Below are 17,098 nucleotides of genomic sequence, written 5' to 3' on the forward strand. Positions count from 1 at the left end.
GGTGCCAGCAAGGATATGAACCGGATGTTGATGAGGCTTGTGTGAAAGGCGCCTGTTTGTAGGGCGTTGGAGTAGGACTGCGTAGGATTTTTTACTCTCCCAAGCAAGTGCACGGTTCCTGTGGGAGCGGGCGTGCCCGCGAAGAGGCCAACGCGGTGGTTGGCACCGGCTGCGCCGGTGTTCGCGGGCACGCCCGCTCCCAAAGGGATCGCGCCAGCAATTAGAATTTGAGCAAGGCAGTTGCTTCTGCGCAGGCAAGTCATCCAGTGCCAGGGCGACCAGCCATCCATCAGGCAAAAAAAACCCCGCCTGGGCGGGGTTCTTCATGCAACCGGCATCAGCCCTTGTAGGCAGCAACCGATTTGGTGATCGCAGCACGGGCGGCGTCAGCGCCTTCCCAGCCTTCGATCTTGACCCACTTGCCCTTCTCGAGATCTTTGTAGTTGGCAAAGAAGTGCTCGATCTGCTGGATCAGCAGGGCTGGCAGGTCGGTGTATTCCTTCACGTCGACGTACAGCTGCGACAGCTTGTCGTGAGGAACAGCGATGACCTTGGCGTCGCCGCCGCCGTCGTCGGTCATGTTCAGCACGCCGACCGGACGGGCGCGGATAACCGAACCTGGGGCTACCGGGTAAGGGGTAACGACCAGCACGTCCAACGGATCACCGTCATCGGCCAGGGTGTTCGGGATGAAGCCGTAGTTGGCTGGGTAGAACATCGGGGTAGCCATGAAACGGTCGACGAACAGGGTATCGCTGTCCTTGTCGATCTCGTATTTGATCGGCGCGTGGTTGGCCGGGATCTCGATGGCGACGTAGATGTCGTTCGGCAGGTCTTTGCCCGCCGGAATCTTGCTGTAGCTCATTGGGCAGTGCCCCCGTGTTTGACCAAAAAAGTGGCGGCGATTATAGGCACATTCTGCATGGGCATGCCACGCCTGGCCTGATGTGCGGCCCCGTCAGGCGTGGCTTTCGCGGTATTCCGGGTGTTCGGCCTGCAGCTGGCGCAGGCGCGCCAGCGGGTCCTGGCGGTAGAACAGCGACAACTGGCGGTAGACCTGTGGATAAGCCTGTTGCAGCAGGTCGGGGGCACTAAAGAAGTACTCGCTGGTGACGGCAAAGAACTCTGCGGGGTTCTCTGCGGCATACGGGTCGATGGCGGTTTCGGCGTCGGGGTTGGCGTCCAGTTGGCGGTTGAGGTCGTCATAGGCCTGTTGCATGGCGGATGCCCATTCATCTACGGGCATGCCGCTGTGCAGCGGCGGCAGGCCGTTGGCATCGCCATTGAGCATGTCGAGCTTGTGCGCCAGTTCATGGATGACCAGGTTGTAGGCCTCCCAGCCACCGCTGGCCAGCACGCCGTTCCAGGCGAGGATGATCGGGCCCTGCTGCCACGCCTCGCCGCTGTGCTCGCCGTCCCATACGTGCTCCACGCCACTGGCATCGCGGTGGCGCTGAGGGCTCTTGAAGTCGTCGGGGTAGAGGATGATTTCGTGGAAACCCTGGTACCAGTTCAGCTCGCCCAGGTGCAGCAGCGGCAGCTGTGCCTGAGCGGCCAGTAACAAGCGTTGCTCGTCGTCCGGCTCGACGCCGGGCAGGCAGGTGAGATGCTTGTCGAGCAGGAACAAGATGCAGGCTTCACGCAGCCAGCGATCTTCTTCGTCCGTGATGCCGTCCAGCATCGGCAGGCGCTCGCGCACGGCTTGCCATTGCTGGGCGGTGATGGGGTAGCGCGCCAAGGTGCGCTTGCGCCGCCAGGCGCTGAACGACCACATCGGCAGGTTTCAGTGCGCCTTGGCCGCGCGGCCCAGGCGGCCACGCAGCAGGCCGAGGATCATCGGCACCAGCGACAGGATGATGATGCCCACCACCATCAGCGACAGGTGCTGCTTGATGAATGGCACGTTGCCGAAGAAGTAACCCAGGGTCACCAGGCCGCCGACCCACAGCAGCGAACCGGCGATGCTGAAGCCGAGGAAGCGCGGGTAGTGCATGTGGGCGATGCCGGCGACGAAGGGCGCAAAGGTACGCAGAATGGGCAGGAAGCGCGCCATGGTCACGGTCTTGCCGCCGTGGCGTTCATAGAAGTCGTGGGTACGCTGCAGGTAGTCGCGGCGGAAGATCTTCGAGTTTGGGTTGTTGAACAACCGTTCGCCGGCCGTGCGGCCGATCACGTAGTTGGTGCTGTCGCCGAGGATCGCGGCTGCCATCAGCAGGCCGGCCAGCAGCAACGGGTCCATGCCGCCACCGGCGGCCACGGCACCGGCAATGAACAGCAGCGAATCGCCGGGCAGGAAGGGCATGACCACCAGCCCGGTTTCACAGAAGATCACGGTGAAGAGGATGGCGTAGATCCAGGGACCGTAGTTGGTGACCAGCAGATCGAGGTAGGCATCGAGATGCAGGATAAGGTCCAGCGGGTTGAAATCCATGTACAGCACCTGTGTTCTTGGGCGTAGGCTCGGTTACCTGGGAATGGGTAAATTTTCACACATGACAGGTGGGCCATTATACGGCTAAGTCAGGATCATGCCCGGGGAGTTTGTAGCGGGGGGTTACGGCAGGGGGTATTCCTGTACTGGCCCTTTCGCGGGCATGCCCGCTCCCACAGGGATATCACTGCTTGCTAAGGCTGTGCTGTACCTGTGGGAGCGGGCGAGCCCGCGAAGAGGCCGGTGCAGGTCAATCCTGGCTGATCGGCAGGATGTAGCTCTTGAACTCGTTATCCTCACGAAACCCGATGGATTCGTAAGTCTTGTGCGCTACCTCATTGTCCGCACTGGTCGACACCCGCATGCGCACGGCGTTGGTTTCCTTGGCCATTTTCTTGGCCTCGCGCATCAGGTGGTCGGCCACCAGCATGCGCCGTGAATCCTCGGCCACATAGATATCGTTGAGAATCCATACCCGCTTCAACGACAGCGAGGAATAGCTTGGGTACAGCTGGCAGAAACCCAGCAGTTTGCCGTCATCATCATCGGGTAGCGCCAGGTAGATCACCGATTCATCCCGCTTCAGGCGTTTTTCCAGGAAGCTGCGCGAGCTGTCGGGGTAGGGTAGCTGCCCATAGAACTCACGGTATTTGACGAACATCGGCGTAAGCAGATCGAGGTGTTCCAGGGTTGCCTTGATGATGCGCATGTGCGGCCCTCAGAGTCCGTTAGGGGAAACAGCGGATTGCCATCAGCCTTCAAGGGCATGCTGCCCAATGCGCGGTGCAAGTGCAATCCGCCTTCCATGACGTGTTTTTTACCCTTTTCCGAGCAGGAAGTTACCTTTCTGGCTGGTGCTGTGTTCGCTCTCCAGGCTATGGACCTCGGCTTCGTCCTTCAAATTCACCCCGGAAAGCTGGCGCCGGCACGCTTCGCGCATCAGGTACAGCAAGCGGTGCGCCGCCATGCCATAACTCAGGCCCTCCAGGCGGATGTTGGAAATGCAGTTGCGGTAGGCATCGGTCAGGCCGACCTTCGGTGCATAGGTGAAGTACAGGCCAAGGCTGTCGGGCGAGCTGAGCCCCGGGCGCTCGCCGATCAGCATCACCGTCATTCGTGCGCCCAGCAGTTCACCTACCTCGTCGGCCACTGCCACGCGGCCCTGCTGCACCAGCACCACCGGGGCGCTGGTCCAGCCGTCGGCGGCGGCCTGTTCCTCGAAGCGCGCAAGGAACGGCAGGGTGTGGCGGTGCACGGCCAGTGCCGAGAGGCCGTCAGCGACGACGATGGCCAGGTCGACCCCGCCGGGGTTGGCCTGGGCGTGCTGGCGCAGCGCGGCTACCGAATCTTCGTTCAGCCGTCGCCCCAGGTCCGGGCGTTGCAGGTACTGGTTGCGGTCGCTGGCGGCGCTGTGCAGCACCAGGCTTTCGCGCCCGCGGTCACTCAGCTGGGTAGCCAGGCCGGCATGGTCGAAGGCCAGGTGCACGGCATCGCGAGCCTGGGCGTGGGCGAACTGGAAGTCCAGCTGCGCCCTGGTCGGCAGGCTGGTGCCGGTGCGGCCCAGGGCGATGCGTGCCGGGGTCAGGTTGCGCAGGGCCAGCCAAGGGTTGTCGGGGGTAGGCGTGCGGTGGTCCATGGTCATCCCTATGCAAGCTGTGCCAAGGCCTGGCGGAAGGCCGGCGGCAGGTTGTCACCAAAGCGCACTCGGCCATCGGCCTGGGTGAAGATGCCGGTGCGGGCCAGCCATGCCTCGAATTCCGGCCCGGGCTTAAGGCCCAGGGTCTGGCGCGCGTACAGCGCGTCGTGAAACGAGGTGGTCTGGTAGTTGAGCATGATGTCGTCGGAGCCGGGGATGCCCATGATGAAGTTGATCCCGGCCACGCCCAGCAGGGTCAGCAGGGTGTCCATGTCGTCCTGGTCGGCTTCGGCGTGGTTGGTGTAGCAGATATCGCAACCCATCGGCACGCCCAGCAGCTTGCCGCAGAAGTGGTCTTCGAGGCCGGCGCGGATGATCTGCTTGCCGTTGTACAGGTATTCCGGGCCGATGAAACCGACCACGGTGTTGACCAGGAACGGCTTGAAGTGGCGGGCCACGGCATAGGCGCGGGTTTCACAGGTCTGCTGGTCGACACCGTGGTGGGCATTGGCCGACAACGCGCTGCCCTGGCCGGTTTCGAAGTACATCAGGTTCTGCCCGAGGGTGCCGCGTTTTAGCGAAAGGCCTGCTTCGTAGCCTTCCTGCAGTACGTTCAGGTTGATGCCGAACCCGGCGTTGGCCGCCTCGGTGCCGGCGATGGACTGGAACACCAGGTCCAGTGGTACGCCACGGTTGATCGCCTCGATCGAGGTGGTGACGTGGGTGAGCACGCAGGCCTGGGTGGGGATGTCGTAGCGCTGGATGATGGCGTCGAGCATTTCCAGCAGGGCGCAGATCGAGGCGATGCTGTCGGTGGCCGGGTTGATGCCGATCATGGCGTCGCCGTTGCCGTACAGCAGGCCGTCGAGGATGCTGGCGGCGATGCCGGCCGGCTCGTCGGTCGGGTGGTTGGGCTGCAGGCGGGTCGACAGGCGCCCGCGCAGGCCCATGGTGCCGCGGAAGCGGGTGACCACGCGGATCTTCTGTGCCACCAGCACCAGGTCCTGCACGCGCATGATCTTCGACACTGCGGCGGCCATTTCCGGCGTCAGCCCGGGTGCCAGGCTGCGCAGGCTGTCCTCGGTTGCCTCTTCGCTCAGCAGCCAGTCACGCAGGCCACCCACGGTCAGGTGGCTGACCGGGGCGAAGGCCTGTGCATCATGGGTGTCGATGATCAGGCGCGTGACTTCATCATCTTCGTAAGGGATCAGCGCTTCGTTGAGGAAATGCGTCAGCGGGATATTGGCCAGGGCCATCTGCGCGGCGACCCGTTCGCCGTCGTTGCCGGCTGCCACGCCCGCCAGGTAGTCCCCCGAGCGGGCGGGGCTGGCCTTGGCCATCACTTCCTTGAGGCTGTCGAAGCGGTAGACCAGGTGGCCGACCGTGTGTACGAAACTTGCCATACAGACTCTCCAGAGCCGCGGGTTGCCCCGCGGCGGGTGGCGGCGATCAGTGCAAGGCCTCTTCGGCCTTCTGGATCGCGGCGAATTCCTCTTCCGGTGTACCCGCTACCAGGTGGTGGCGGCTGTAGAAAGCAAAGTAGGCAATTAATACCGCATAGATCACTGCGGCGCCAATCACCACCCGTGGGTCGACCAGGAAACCGGCGACCACGGCGATGCAGGCCAGTACCAGTGCCAGGCCCGAGGTGAAGATGCCACCGGGGGTGCGGTATGGGCGCTCCATCTTTGGCCGGCGGATGCGCAGGGTGATGTGCGCGGCCATCATCAGCACGTACGACAGGGTAGCGCCGAACACCGCCACCAGGATCAGCAGGTCACCCTGGCCGGTCAGCGACAGGGCAAAGCCGATGATCCCGGGAATGACCAAGGCCAATACCGGGGCTTTGCTCTTGTTGGTTTCCGACAGCTTGCGCGGCAGGTAGCCGGCGCGGGACAGGGCGAAGATCTGCCGGGAGTAGGCGTAGATGATCGAGAAGAAGCTGGCGATCAGCCCGGCCAGGCCGACCAGGTTGACGAAGCCGCCCATCCAGGTGCTTCCGCCGTAGGCTTTGGACAAGGCTTCCACCAGTGGGTTGCCGGACGCTTTCAGTGCTTCGGAGCCTGCGCCGCCGGGGCCGACCACCAGGATCAGCAGGGCGAAGGCCAGCAGCACCAGCATGGCGCCGATGAGGCCGCGTGGCAGGTCACGCTTGGGGTTCTTGGTTTCTTCGGCAGCCAGCGGCACGCCCTCCACGGCGAGGAAGAACCAGATGGCATAGGGAATGGCCGCCCACACGCCGACATAGCCGAACGGCAGGAAACTGCTGGCGCCCACGGCGTCCGTTTTGGCGATGTCGAACAGGTTGGCTGCATCAAAATGGGGCGCCATGCTCACCAGGAACACGGCCAGGGCGATGGCGGCGATGGCGGTGATGATGAACATCAGCTTCAACGCCTCACCCACGCCAAAGATGTGGATGCCGATGAACACGATGTAGAACGCCAGGTAGATCATCCAGCCGCCGATGCCGAACAGTGACTGGCAGTAGGCGCCGATGAATACCGCGATGGCGGCGGGGGCGATGGCGTACTCGATGAGGATCGCCGTCCCGGTGAGGAAACCGCCCCAGGGGCCGAAGGCGCTGCGGGCAAAGCCGTAGCCGCCGCCTGCGGTGGGGATCATCGACGACAACTCGGCCAACGAGAAGCACATGCACAGGTACATGGTGGCCATCAGCAGGGTGGCGAGGAACATGCCGCCCCAGCCGCCCTGGGCCAGGCCGAAGTTCCAGCCGGCATAGTCGCCGGAGATGACGTAGGCCACGCCCAGACCGACCAGCAGGACCCAGCCGGCGGCACCTTTTTTCAGTTCACGTTGCTGGAAATAGTCCGAGCCGACTTTTTCGAAGTCTACGGAAGAGCCTGCCGGCGAGCCGGCGGAATGATCGCTTGGCATAGATTCACCTGTTGTTTTTCTTGGTGGCCGGACGGGTTCCGGGCCGATGGTGATGGGTACTGCAGGAAGCGAGCCAGTGGCTTTGGGGCCGCTTTGCGGCCCATCGCGACACAAGGCCGCTCCTACAAGGGGACGCGGTTCCTGTAGGAGCGGCCTTGTGTCGCGATGGGCTGCGCAGCAGCCCCAAATGCGCCGGTTTAGAAGAAGCCCAACGGATTGATGTCGTAGCTCACCAGCAGGTTCTTGGTCTGCTGATAGTGGTCGAGCATCATCTTGTGGGTCTCACGCCCGACCCCCGACTTCTTGTAGCCACCGAACGCGGCATGCGCCGGGTAAAGGTGGTAGCAGTTGGTCCACACGCGCCCGGCCTTGATCCCACGGCCCATGCGGTAGGCACGGTTGATATCGCGGGTCCACACGCCGGCACCCAGGCCGAACTCGGTGTCGTTGGCGATTGCCAGCGCTTCGGCTTCGTCCTTGAAGGTGGTGACGCTGACCACCGGGCCGAAGATCTCCTCCTGGAACACGCGCATCTTGTTGTTGCCCTTGAGCAGGGTCGGCTGGATGTAGTAACCGGTGGCCAGCGAGCCTTCCAGTTTCTCGACCTTGCCGCCGGTCAGCAACTCGGCGCCTTCCTTCTGGGCGATGTCGAGGTACGACAGGATCTTCTCGAACTGCTGTTGCGAGGCCTGGGCGCCGACCATGGTGTCGGTGTCCAGCGGGTCGCCGCGCTTGATCTGCAGCACCTTCTTCATCACCACTTCCATGAACTGCGGGTAGATCGATTCCTGTACCAGTGCCCGTGACGGGCAGGTGCATACCTCGCCCTGGTTGAAGAACGCCAGCACCATGCCTTCGGCCGCCTTCTCGATGAAGCTTGGCTCGGCTTGCATGATGTCTTCGAAATATACGTTCGGCGATTTGCCGCCCAGTTCGACGGTGGACGGGATGATGTTCTCGGCCGCGCACTTCATGATGTGCGAGCCCACCGGAGTCGAGCCGGTGAAGGCGATCTTGGCGATGCGCTTGCTGGTGGCCAATGCTTCACCGGCTTCGCGGCCATAGCCTTGCACCACGTTGAGCACGCCTTTTGGCAGCAGGTCACCGATCACTTCCAGCAGCACGGTGATGCCCAGCGGGGTCTGCTCGGCCGGCTTGAGCACCACGCAGTTGCCGGCGGCCAGGGCTGGGGCGAGCTTCCAGGCTGCCATCAGGATCGGGAAATTCCACGGGATGATCTGCCCGACCACGCCTAGCGGCTCGTGGATGTGATAGGCCACTGTGCCTTCGTTGATTTCCGCGGCGCCGCCTTCCTGGGCGCGGATGCAGCCAGCGAAATAGCGGAAGTGGTCGACCGCCAGCGGAATGTCGGCATTGAGGGTTTCGCGGATCGGCTTGCCGTTATCCCAGGTTTCGGTAATGGCCAGCAGTTCGAGGTTCTGCTCGATACGGTCGGCGATCTTGAGCAGGACATTGGAGCGGTCCTGAACTGAGGTGCGACCCCAGGCGTCGGCCGCAGCGTGGGCGGCATCCAGGGCTTTCTCGATGTCTTCGGCAGTGGACCGGGGGAATTCAGCGATCAGCTTGCCATTCACCGGGGAGGTATTTTCGAAGTACTGCCCCTTTACCGGAGGAACGAACTCACCACCGATGTAGTTGCCGTAGCGGCTCTTGAAGGAAACCTTCGCGCCTTCGGTACCGGGATGTGCGTAACGCATGGTGTGTCTCCTGGCTATTGTGTTTGTTAGGGAGTTGGAAAGCGTAGAGCAAAGGTTGGGCCAGCGTTTCGAGCACCAGGCAAATCAATGACTTTGCTCGGTTCTTTGGGCCTGATTCACGGTAGCTGTACCAGCGCCGGTACGCGCGGGGGTGACACTTTGTGCCATTTGCGACACGTAACCGGAGGGTGCATTGCAAAGCCTTCCCGGGTGGAGGATGCTGGCGGGACTCTCTATCTGCGGAGAACTACAACAATGCAGAGCAATCATTTCAGTCGCCATGCCCAGCAAGTCCATACCGTCGCCCATGGTGGGGCCGGGGAGGGCGGCAGTGACCCGTCCATCGCCCGCTCCTGGCTGCGCTGCCTGGAGGACTACCACCTCGACCCGTCGGTGCTCGAGGCCCCGGTGGTGCTCGAGCACGGGCGCCTGCTGGAAAGCCGCGAGCGCCTGCGCCAGGTGCTGCAGATTGCCGACCATGAAATGAACAGCCTGCACCAGCAGCTTTCCGGGGCCGGCCATGCGGTGCTGCTGACCGATGCCCGTGGGGTGATCCTCAATTGCGTCAGCGCGCCGACCGAGCGGCGCAGCTTCGAGCGCGCCGGCTTGTGGCTGGGCGCTGACTGGAGCGAGGCGCGCGAGGGCACCAACGGCATCGGCACCTGCCTGGTCGAGCGCCAGGCGCTGACCATTCACCAGAACGAGCACTTCCGTGGTCGCCACACGGGGCTGACATGCTCGGCCAGCCCGGTGTTCGACCCGCATGGCGAGTTGCTGGCAGTGCTGGATGTATCTTCGGCGCGGCCCGACGTTTCCCGGCAGAGCCAGTTCCACACCATGGCCCTGGTCAACCTGTCGGCGAAGATGATCGAAAGCTGCTACTTCCTGCGTCATTTCGAACAGCAATGGCTGCTGCGTTTTCACCTGCAGGCCGAGTCGGTCGGCCTGTTCAGCGAAGGCCTGCTGGCGTTCGACGGTGACGGGCGGATCTGCGCCGCCAACCAGAGCGCGTTGAACCTGCTGGGCACGGTGCGTGGTGGTGTGCTGGGCAAGCCGCTGGAACGCTTTTTCGCTTGCAGCCACGACGAACTGTTCAGCCGCGCCACGCCCGGCGGCAGCACGGCCTGGCCGCTGCATACCCTGGACGGGCGCCAGGTGTTCGCCAGCCTGCGTGGCCAGGCGCGTGCACCGGTGTGGTCGGTGCCAGCCGCCCAGCCGCGACCCACGCGGGAAGCGGAGCCGCTTATCTGCCTGCTCGACCCGGCCTTGCAGAACGACTTCCGCCGCAGTGTGCGGGTGTTCGAGCGCGATGTGCCGCTGTTGCTGCGCGGCGAGACCGGCTGCGGCAAGGAGGCCTTCGCCCAGGCCGTGCACCAGGCCAGCGAGCGGCGCGGCAAGCCGTTCGTTGCCGTCAACTGTGCCTCTATTCCGGAGAGCCTGATCGAGAGCGAACTGTTCGGCTACCGCGGCGGCAGCTTTACCGGTGCGCGCAAGGAAGGCATGCGCGGCAAGCTGCTGCAGGCCGACGGCGGCACCTTGCTGCTGGACGAGATTGGCGACATGCCGCTGGCCCTGCAAACCCGCCTGCTGCGTGTGCTGGAGGAGCGCCAGGTGGTGCCGATCGGTGGCGAACCGCAGGCGGTCGACGTGCGCATCGTCAGCGCTACCCACCGTGACCTGCTGGAGCGGGTGGAGCAGGGCAGTTTCCGCGAGGACCTGTATTACCGGCTCAATGGCCTGGAAGTGGCATTGCCTGCGGTGCGCGAGCGCAGTGACAAGGCGCAGTTGCTGGACTTTCTGCTGCGTCAGGAGGCACGTGGAGAACCGATCGATATCGAGCCCAGGGCGCGACAGGCACTGCTCGACTTTGCCTGGCCGGGCAACGTGCGGCAGATGCGCAATGTGCTGCGTACCTTGGTGGCGCTTTGCGAAGACTCCCGCATCGTGTTCCCGGATCTCCCCGCCATTCTCCGCAACAGCACCGTCCCTGTAGGAGCGGCCTTGTGTCGCGAAAGGGTCGCAGAGCGGCCCCAGGGTCTCAGCAGCGCCGACCAATCTGCAGGGGCTGCGTCGCAGCCCGATCGCGACACAAGGCCGCTCCTACAGGATGCGGAGCGGCAAGCATTGTTGGAGACGTTAGAGGCAAAACACTGGCACCTCACCCGTGTCGCCGAGCACTTGGGCATCAGCCGCAATACCTTGTATCGAAAACTGCGCAAACACGGCATCACCCGGGCCGGCTGAGCGAAACATCTGGTGCGATTTGTCGCGCCCTGGGCTACCCTGCCTCGATGTTTTGCGAGGTCGACCATGCATATTCACATTCTCGGTATTTGCGGCACTTTCATGGGCTCGCTGGCGGTGCTGGCCAAGGAACTTGGCCACCGCGTCACCGGCTCGGACGCCAACGTCTATCCCCCGATGAGCACCCAGCTCGAAGCCCAGGGCATCGAACTGACCCAAGGCTATGACCCGGCCCAGCTGGACCCGGCGCCAGACCTGGTAGTCATCGGCAACGCCATGTCGCGTGGCAACCCGGCGGTGGAGTACGTGCTGAACAAGGGCCTGCCCTATGTCTCCGGCCCGCAGTGGCTGGCCGACCACGTGTTGCAGGGCCGCTGGGTGCTGGCCGTTGCCGGTACCCACGGCAAGACCACGACCAGCAGCATGCTGGCCTGGGTGCTGGAGCACGCCGGCATGAGCCCGGGCTTTTTGATCGGCGGTGTGCCGCAGAACTTCTCGGTGTCGGCGCGCCTGGGCGCTACGCCGTTCTTCGTGGTCGAAGCCGACGAATACGACAGCGCCTTCTTCGACAAGCGCTCGAAGTTCGTCCACTACCACCCGCGCACGGCAATCCTCAACAACCTCGAGTTCGACCATGCGGACATCTTCCCCGACCTGGCCTCGATCGAGCGACAGTTCCACCACCTGGTGCGCACCATCCCCAGCGAAGGCCTGGTCATCCACCCCACCACAGAGCAGGCGCTGGAGCGGGTGATCGGCATGGGTTGCTGGACCCCGGTGCAGACCACCGGCGAAGGTGGCCAGTGGCAAGCCCGCCTGCTCAGCCCCGACGGCTCGCGCTTCGAAGTGCTGTTCGACGGCGAAGCGCAGGGCGTGGTGGATTGGGCGCTGACTGGCCAGCACAACGTCGCCAACGCCCTGGCCACCCTGGCAGCGGCGCGCCATGTAGGGGTGGTGCCAGCCATGGGTATCGAAGGCCTGAGCGCCTTCAAGAGCGTCAAGCGGCGCATGGAAAAGGTTGCCGAAGTGCAGGGCGTTACCATCTACGATGACTTCGCTCACCACCCGACCGCCATCGCCACCACACTCGACGGCCTGCGCAAGCGCGTTGGCGAGGCCCCGGTGATCGCCGTGATCGAGCCACGCTCCAACTCGATGAAGCTCGGTGCCCACCGTGATGGCCTGCCGGAAAGCGTCAACGACGCCGACCAGGTGATCTGGTACGCTCCGGCCAACCTTGGCTGGGACCTGGCTGCAACCGCCGCGCAATGCAAAGTGCCCAGCGTGGTGGCCGACAGCCTCGAAGCGATCATCGAGCGGGTCAAGGGCCAGGCCCGCCCAGGTACCCATGTAGTGATCATGAGCAACGGCGGCTTCGGCGGCCTGCACGGCAAGCTGGCCGAGGCACTGAAGTGAGCGGGCCGGAACGCATCACCCTGGCCATGACGGGGGCCTCTGGCGCCCAGTACGGCCTGCGCCTGCTCGATTGCCTGGTGCGGGAGGACCGCGAGGTGCACTTCCTGATCTCCAAGGCCGCGCAACTGGTGATGGCCACCGAGACAGACGTGGTGCTGCCGGCCAAGCCACAGGCGATGCAGGCCTTCCTCACCGAATATACCGGCGCTGCCGACGGTCAGATCCGCGTGTATGGCAAGGAAGACTGGATGTCGCCGGTGGCCTCCGGCTCCGGTGCCCCGGCGGCAATGGTCGTGGTGCCCTGTTCCACCGGCACCTTGTCGGCGATTGCCACCGGTGCCTGCAACAACCTGATCGAACGCGCTGCCGACGTTACCCTCAAGGAGCGTCGCCAGCTGATCCTGGTGCCGCGCGAGGCGCCGTTCTCCACCATACACCTGGAGAACATGCTCAAGCTGTCCCAGATGGGCGCGGTGATCCTGCCGGCGGCGCCGGGCTTTTATCACCAGCCGCAGACCATCGACGACCTGGTCGACTTCGTGGTGGCGCGCATTCTCAACCTGCTGAACATTCCCCAGGACATGTTGCCGCGCTGGGGTGAGCACCATTTCGGGGTGGATGATTGAAGCGAGCGCTGGCAGGTTTGCTGGCGCTGGTGCTGCTCGGTGGCTGTGCCACGGTGCGCACGCTGGATGCCAACAAGCCCGGGGCACCGGTGGTGTATGCCGGTACCCGGTTGGACTTGTATGTGATCAATGGCGGGTGCTGCCCGCTGGATCGTTACGGGGCTGATGCGCCGGCGTATCCGGGGCTGGACCTGCCGGGGAGCATGTTGCTCGATACCTTGTTGCTGCCGTTGTCGCTGCTCACTGCAGCCGGTGTAGGCTTCCAGGCCACCGGCGGCCTGTAAGGGTCCTTTCGCGGGCACGCCCGCTCCTACAGGATCTGTGTAATCTTCATGTGATCACTGTACCTGTGGGAGCGGGCGTGACCGCGAAGAGGCCATCACAAGTGAAGCCTATTTCTTGCCCAACCTGCGCAATTCATCCGATTCCACAATCCGCACTCCGTCTTCCTCCTCCAGCGCCAGCCGCCACAGCGCCCGGGCCAATGTACAAGCCTCGATCCCCCGATACTTCCCGGGTATCAGCTTGGCAAACGGCGAAGCCAACTGTTCGCCGAGCCGCGGCTCGACCCGCTCGCCCAGCAGCAACGACGGCCGCACGATGGTCAGCTGCGGCCAATCCTGGGCCTTTAGTGCCTCCTCCATTTCGCCCTTGACCCGGTTGTAGAAGATCGACGATTTCGGGTCGGCGCCCAATGCACTGACCACCAGCAGATGACGCGCGCCCAACTCCCGGGCACGTTTGCTGAATGCCACCACCATGTCCAGGTCCACCGCACGGAAGGCCGATTCGGAACCGGCCTGCTTCAGCGTGGTACCCAGGCAGCAGTAGGCGATATCGACACGCCCTGCCAGCTGTGGGAGGAACACCGCCGGGTCGCCCACCGGGTTTTCCAGGTGCGGGTGCTCGGCCAGTGGCCGACGGGTAGGCGCCAGTACGCGGGTGATGGTGGGCTCGTTGAGCAGGCGGTCGAGCAGGTGTTCACCTGTCAGACCCGTGGCACCGGCAAGCAGGACATGCTGAGGCGTCAAATACATGATGTCTCTCCCTTGTTACACACAAGCTTAGTGGCTGCGGGGCGTTTGCGCCTGTTCCCCCACATTGGCCTGTGCGGCGTTACGCAATGCTTCTTCGGCCTGTTGCCGGCGCAGGTGCTGCCAGTGCTCAAGCACGCTCGGCGGCGCCCACAGCTGCGGTTCGGAGGCCTCGAAACCTTCCCTTTGTTCTCTTTCGGCAACGCTGGCGCGCGCCAGTTCAAACGCCTGTTTCAGGTCGTCGGTCTGGTTCAGCGCTTCGGCGAACAGGGCATCGCCGAAGTAGGTGAAATCGGCTTCTTCCGAGCAACCGAAGGACACGCGGTCGGCCCGGGCAGCGGTCATGATCAGCGTGCGCTCATCCTTGAGCGGGGCTATGTAGCCCCCTGAATAGCACGCGGATATGACAATGACCTTGTCGCGGTTCTTCAGCGGTGCCAGGGCGCTGGCCAGTTCGTCGGCGGACAGGTCGGCCAGCTGCAGGCGCGGCTGGTCGAACACCAGCTGGTGGTCGTGGCTGCCATGGCTGGTGAGGTAGATGAACACCAGGTCTTCGGGGCCGCTGCGCTCGGCCAGGGTGCGGGCGGCGCGGGTCAGGTTTTCACGCGTGGCCATGGGGCGGGTGGTCATGTGGTCGCGGTGGTTGACCAAGGTCACCTGGCCACGGGCACCAAAGCGCACCTTGAGCATGTTGCTGACGTAGTCGGCTTCGCGCATGAACACGCTCTGCTGGCCATCGCCGCCCACCACCAGGCTGTAAAGCTGGACTGATGGCGCCGAACGCGGTACCCGGGCCAGCGCTTCGTCCAGCAAACGGCCCTGGTTGAGCAAAGCCAGGTCCAGCGGGTCGGGCAACAGTTTGCCGTTCTGGTCGCGTACGCGCACGCCGTTGCTCCAGGTACCGCTTTCGACCTTGCCGTTGGCCAGGATCAGCCGGCCCTGGCCGTGGTAGGCATCGTTGAGGAAGCCGCCGATGTACTTGCTGCCGTCGGCCAGTTGCAGGCTGCCCTGGCCCGACAGGCGCCAGTCGGCGAAGGTACCCTTGTAGTGGCTGCCATCGCTGCCCAGCAGTTCGCCTTCGCCGACCAGTGAGCCGTCCTTGAATTCGCCGATCCACACATCACCATCGGCATTTTCGTAGCGGCCACGGCCTTCCAGGCGGTTGTCCTTGAACTCGCCGATGTACTGCTCGCCGTCGACGCTGTCATAGGTGCCGCTGCCTTCCAGTTGGCCGTTGATGAAGTGGCCGCTGAACTGGTTGCCGCTGGCATCGCTGCGCACCCCGGCACCGTTGGGCTTGCCCTTGGCGAACAGGCCCTGGTAACGGCTGCCGTCGGCCAGTTCCAGCTCGCCGGCGCCTTCGTACAGGTCGTCCTTGAATTGGCCGCGGTAAGTCTGGTCGGCTTGCTTGAGGGTGCCTTCGCCGTCGCGGCGGCCGTGGCTGAAGGTGCCGGCATAGTGGCTGCCCGGGGTGGTCAGCTCACCCAGCCCCTGGAACAGCCCTGCGGCGAACTGGCCGCGATACACCTCGCCGTTGCGGCCGTGCCATTCGCCCTGGCCGTGCCATTGACCGTCCTTGAAGGTACCGGCGTACCAGCTGCCGTTGGGATAGTCGATCCGGCCCTCGCCTTGCAGCAGGCCATCGACCACCTGCCCCCGGTACCGCCCACCGTCAGGCAGGCGCGCGTCCGGCGGGAGCAGCGATTCGCCATCGCCGCAGGCGGCAAGCAGCAGGACCAGGGTGATGGGGAGCAGTGAACGCATGGCGAGAACCGGGCAATAGGTCTGCCGAGTATGACGCAGAATGGGATCCTGAAACAGCGAACGCAGGTGCTGGCGCAGCTCGCGAGCCTGCACTGCATCCAAAAGCTGGCACGGAACCTGTGGGAGCGGGCGTGCCCGCGAACACCGGCGAAGCCGGTGCCAGGCACCGCGTCGCCTGATTCGCGGGCACGCCCGCTCCCACAGGTTCCGTGTCGCCTTTGAGGTGCAATCAGCGCACGCCCGGCGAAACGATGATTTTCACGTTCTCCTCCTTGTTGTTGACCAGCTCCTCGAAGCCCAGCTCGACAATCTGCTCCAGCCCGATCCGCCCTGTCACCAGCGGGCGAATATCCAGCCTGCCGTCAGCGATGAAGGCAATGACATCGGCAAACTCGCCGTTGTAGGCCAACGCCCCCAGCACCTGCTTTTCGGTGGACACCAGTTCGAAGAAGTTGAACTCGCTGGGTTCTTCGAAAATGCCCACCAGTACGCACTTGCCCGCCTTGCGGATGGTGTCGATGGCCAGCTTGGCCGTGTGCTTGTTGCCGATGCATTCAAAGCTCACGTCCGCCCCCAGCCCAGCAGTCAGCTTGCGGATTTCCGCCAGGGCGTCGCACTGGCCGGGGTCCAGCACCACGCTGGCGCCAACTTCCTTGGCCTTGGCCTTGCGTGCCGAGGACATCTCCAGTGCGATCACCTGCGCCGCGCCAGCCGCCTTGGCACACATGATGGTGCACAAGCCGATTGTGCCGGCGCCGACCACCACCACTGTCTGGCCAAGCAGGCTACCGGCCTTCTTTACCGCATGCATGCCCACCGCGAGCGGCTCGATCAGTGCCCCGGCCTCTGCCGGGAAACCCTGCGGCAGCCGGTACAGCAGGTTGGCGGGCACGTTGACCAGTTCGGCAAAGGCGCCGTTGTTCATCAGGCCGGTGAAGGCCAGGCGCTCGCAGATGTTGTACAGGCCGTGGGTGCAGTAGTAGCAGGTGCCGCAATGCTGGCAGGCGTCCGCAGCCACCGGGTCACCGACGGCAAAACCTTCCACGCCTTCACCCAGCTTGGCGATCTGGCCGCAGAATTCGTGGCCGAGGATGCACTGACCCTGTATGCCGGTCAGCGGGTGTGGTGCTTCCACGGGGATGAATACCGGACCGGCGACGTATTCGTGCAGGTCGGAGCCGCAGATACCGCACCAGTCCACCTTGATCTGCACCCATCCTGGCGCAGGGTCGGCCGGCAGGGGCACCTGTTCGACGCGAATATCATTGCGGCCATGCCAGACGGCAGCACGCATGTGGGTGTGGCTCAGGTCGTTCATTGCTTTTCTCCAG

Annotated in this window: 15 protein-coding genes; 4 read left to right on the forward strand and 11 right to left on the reverse strand. The window is 64.0% G+C overall.

Annotated features, from left to right (window positions below; all coding sequences use genetic code 11):
• Window positions 1-337: 337 nt before the first annotated feature.
• From ppa to V3314_RS06580, 8 genes are all read right to left on the reverse strand, one after another.
• Complete coding sequence (gene ppa / locus V3314_RS06545; RefSeq protein ID WP_003255365.1) at window positions 338-865, reverse strand: inorganic diphosphatase; 528 nt, start codon at window positions 863-865, stop codon at window positions 338-340.
• A gap of 93 nt (window positions 866-958) precedes the next feature.
• Window positions 959-1,774, reverse strand: coding sequence for a M90 family metallopeptidase (locus V3314_RS06550; RefSeq protein ID WP_153670953.1), 816 nt, complete (start codon window positions 1,772-1,774; stop codon window positions 959-961).
• 9 nt (window positions 1,775-1,783) lie between these two features.
• The gene (locus V3314_RS06555; protein ID WP_046615981.1) at window positions 1,784-2,431 is read right to left on the reverse strand and encodes a DedA family protein; all 648 of its coding nucleotides are present in this window, start codon (window positions 2,429-2,431) and stop codon (window positions 1,784-1,786) included.
• A gap of 250 nt (window positions 2,432-2,681) precedes the next feature.
• A complete protein-coding gene (locus tag V3314_RS06560; RefSeq protein WP_003257044.1) occupies window positions 2,682-3,140 on the reverse strand; it encodes a GNAT family N-acetyltransferase in 459 nt (152 codons plus the stop codon).
• A 108-nt stretch (window positions 3,141-3,248) separates the two neighbouring features.
• Window positions 3,249-4,067 carry an ethanolamine ammonia-lyase subunit EutC gene (gene eutC / locus V3314_RS06565; RefSeq protein WP_046615999.1) on the reverse strand — a complete coding sequence of 273 codons (819 nt, stop codon included), beginning with the start codon at window positions 4,065-4,067 and terminating at the stop codon, window positions 3,249-3,251.
• An 8-nt stretch (window positions 4,068-4,075) separates the two neighbouring features.
• The gene (locus tag V3314_RS06570; protein ID WP_046615982.1) at window positions 4,076-5,470 is read right to left on the reverse strand and encodes an ethanolamine ammonia-lyase subunit EutB; all 1,395 of its coding nucleotides are present in this window, start codon (window positions 5,468-5,470) and stop codon (window positions 4,076-4,078) included.
• 46 nt (window positions 5,471-5,516) lie between these two features.
• Window positions 5,517-6,965, reverse strand: a complete 1,449-nt coding sequence (eat, locus tag V3314_RS06575; protein ID WP_338460042.1) for an ethanolamine permease — start codon at window positions 6,963-6,965, stop codon at window positions 5,517-5,519.
• Between the two features lie 197 nt (window positions 6,966-7,162).
• The gene (locus tag V3314_RS06580; protein ID WP_046615983.1) at window positions 7,163-8,683 is read right to left on the reverse strand and encodes an aldehyde dehydrogenase family protein; all 1,521 of its coding nucleotides are present in this window, start codon (window positions 8,681-8,683) and stop codon (window positions 7,163-7,165) included.
• 255 nt (window positions 8,684-8,938) lie between these two features.
• On the opposite strand from V3314_RS06580, the gene V3314_RS06585 reads away from it, so the two are divergent.
• From V3314_RS06585 to V3314_RS06600, 4 genes are all read left to right on the forward strand, one after another.
• Window positions 8,939-10,927 (forward strand): sigma-54-dependent Fis family transcriptional regulator, encoded by a 1,989-nt coding sequence (locus tag V3314_RS06585; RefSeq protein ID WP_196188170.1) that lies wholly within the window; start codon window positions 8,939-8,941, stop codon window positions 10,925-10,927.
• 66 nt (window positions 10,928-10,993) lie between these two features.
• Window positions 10,994-12,343 (forward strand): UDP-N-acetylmuramate:L-alanyl-gamma-D-glutamyl-meso-diaminopimelate ligase, encoded by a 1,350-nt coding sequence (gene mpl, locus V3314_RS06590; RefSeq protein WP_046615985.1) that lies wholly within the window; start codon window positions 10,994-10,996, stop codon window positions 12,341-12,343.
• Window positions 12,340-12,969, forward strand: coding sequence for a flavin prenyltransferase UbiX (ubiX, locus tag V3314_RS06595; RefSeq protein WP_013970698.1), 630 nt, complete (start codon window positions 12,340-12,342; stop codon window positions 12,967-12,969). The genes mpl and ubiX overlap by 4 nt, the downstream gene beginning before the upstream one ends.
• Window positions 12,966-13,253 carry a YceK/YidQ family lipoprotein gene (locus V3314_RS06600; RefSeq protein ID WP_046615986.1) on the forward strand — a complete coding sequence of 96 codons (288 nt, stop codon included), beginning with the start codon at window positions 12,966-12,968 and terminating at the stop codon, window positions 13,251-13,253. Before ubiX ends, V3314_RS06600 begins: the two co-directional genes overlap by 4 nt.
• Window positions 13,254-13,361: 108 nt before the next feature.
• On the opposite strand, the gene V3314_RS06605 is transcribed toward V3314_RS06600, so the two are convergent.
• From V3314_RS06605 to V3314_RS06615, 3 genes are all read right to left on the reverse strand, one after another.
• Window positions 13,362-14,006: an oxidoreductase gene (locus tag V3314_RS06605; protein ID WP_046615987.1), complete on the reverse strand. Its 645-nt coding sequence runs from the start codon at window positions 14,004-14,006 to the stop codon at window positions 13,362-13,364.
• A 27-nt stretch (window positions 14,007-14,033) separates the two neighbouring features.
• Window positions 14,034-15,767 (reverse strand): C13 family peptidase, encoded by a 1,734-nt coding sequence (locus V3314_RS06610; RefSeq protein ID WP_046616000.1) that lies wholly within the window; start codon window positions 15,765-15,767, stop codon window positions 14,034-14,036.
• A gap of 229 nt (window positions 15,768-15,996) precedes the next feature.
• Window positions 15,997-17,061, reverse strand: coding sequence for a 2,3-butanediol dehydrogenase (locus tag V3314_RS06615; RefSeq protein ID WP_230384949.1), 1,065 nt, complete (start codon window positions 17,059-17,061; stop codon window positions 15,997-15,999).
• Window positions 17,062-17,098 lie beyond the last annotated feature (37 nt).

It is taken from the genome of Pseudomonas sp. TE3-3-F2023 (assembly GCF_036784815.1).
In the GTDB taxonomy this organism is placed as follows: domain Bacteria; phylum Pseudomonadota; class Gammaproteobacteria; order Pseudomonadales; family Pseudomonadaceae; genus Aquipseudomonas; species Aquipseudomonas pudica.

Coding starts and splice junctions, on each gene's coding strand:
- ppa (WP_003255365.1), bottom strand. CDS start 865: ATGAGCTACAGCAAGATTCCGGCGGGCAAAGACCTGCCGAACGACATC.
- V3314_RS06550 (WP_153670953.1), bottom strand. CDS start 1,774: ATGTGGTCGTTCAGCGCCTGGCGGCGCAAGCGCACCTTGGCGCGCTAC.
- V3314_RS06555 (WP_046615981.1), bottom strand. CDS start 2,431: ATGGATTTCAACCCGCTGGACCTTATCCTGCATCTCGATGCCTACCTC.
- V3314_RS06560 (WP_003257044.1), bottom strand. CDS start 3,140: ATGCGCATCATCAAGGCAACCCTGGAACACCTCGATCTGCTTACGCCG.
- eutC (WP_046615999.1), bottom strand. CDS start 4,067: ATGGACCACCGCACGCCTACCCCCGACAACCCTTGGCTGGCCCTGCGC.
- V3314_RS06570 (WP_046615982.1), bottom strand. CDS start 5,470: ATGGCAAGTTTCGTACACACGGTCGGCCACCTGGTCTACCGCTTCGAC.
- eat (WP_338460042.1), bottom strand. CDS start 6,965: ATGCCAAGCGATCATTCCGCCGGCTCGCCGGCAGGCTCTTCCGTAGAC.
- V3314_RS06580 (WP_046615983.1), bottom strand. CDS start 8,683: ATGCGTTACGCACATCCCGGTACCGAAGGCGCGAAGGTTTCCTTCAAG.
- V3314_RS06585 (WP_196188170.1), top strand. CDS start 8,939: ATGCAGAGCAATCATTTCAGTCGCCATGCCCAGCAAGTCCATACCGTC.
- mpl (WP_046615985.1), top strand. CDS start 10,994: ATGCATATTCACATTCTCGGTATTTGCGGCACTTTCATGGGCTCGCTG.
- V3314_RS06605 (WP_046615987.1), bottom strand. CDS start 14,006: ATGTATTTGACGCCTCAGCATGTCCTGCTTGCCGGTGCCACGGGTCTG.
- V3314_RS06610 (WP_046616000.1), bottom strand. CDS start 15,767: ATGCGTTCACTGCTCCCCATCACCCTGGTCCTGCTGCTTGCCGCCTGC.
- V3314_RS06615 (WP_230384949.1), bottom strand. CDS start 17,061: ATGCGTGCTGCCGTCTGGCATGGCCGCAATGATATTCGCGTCGAACAG.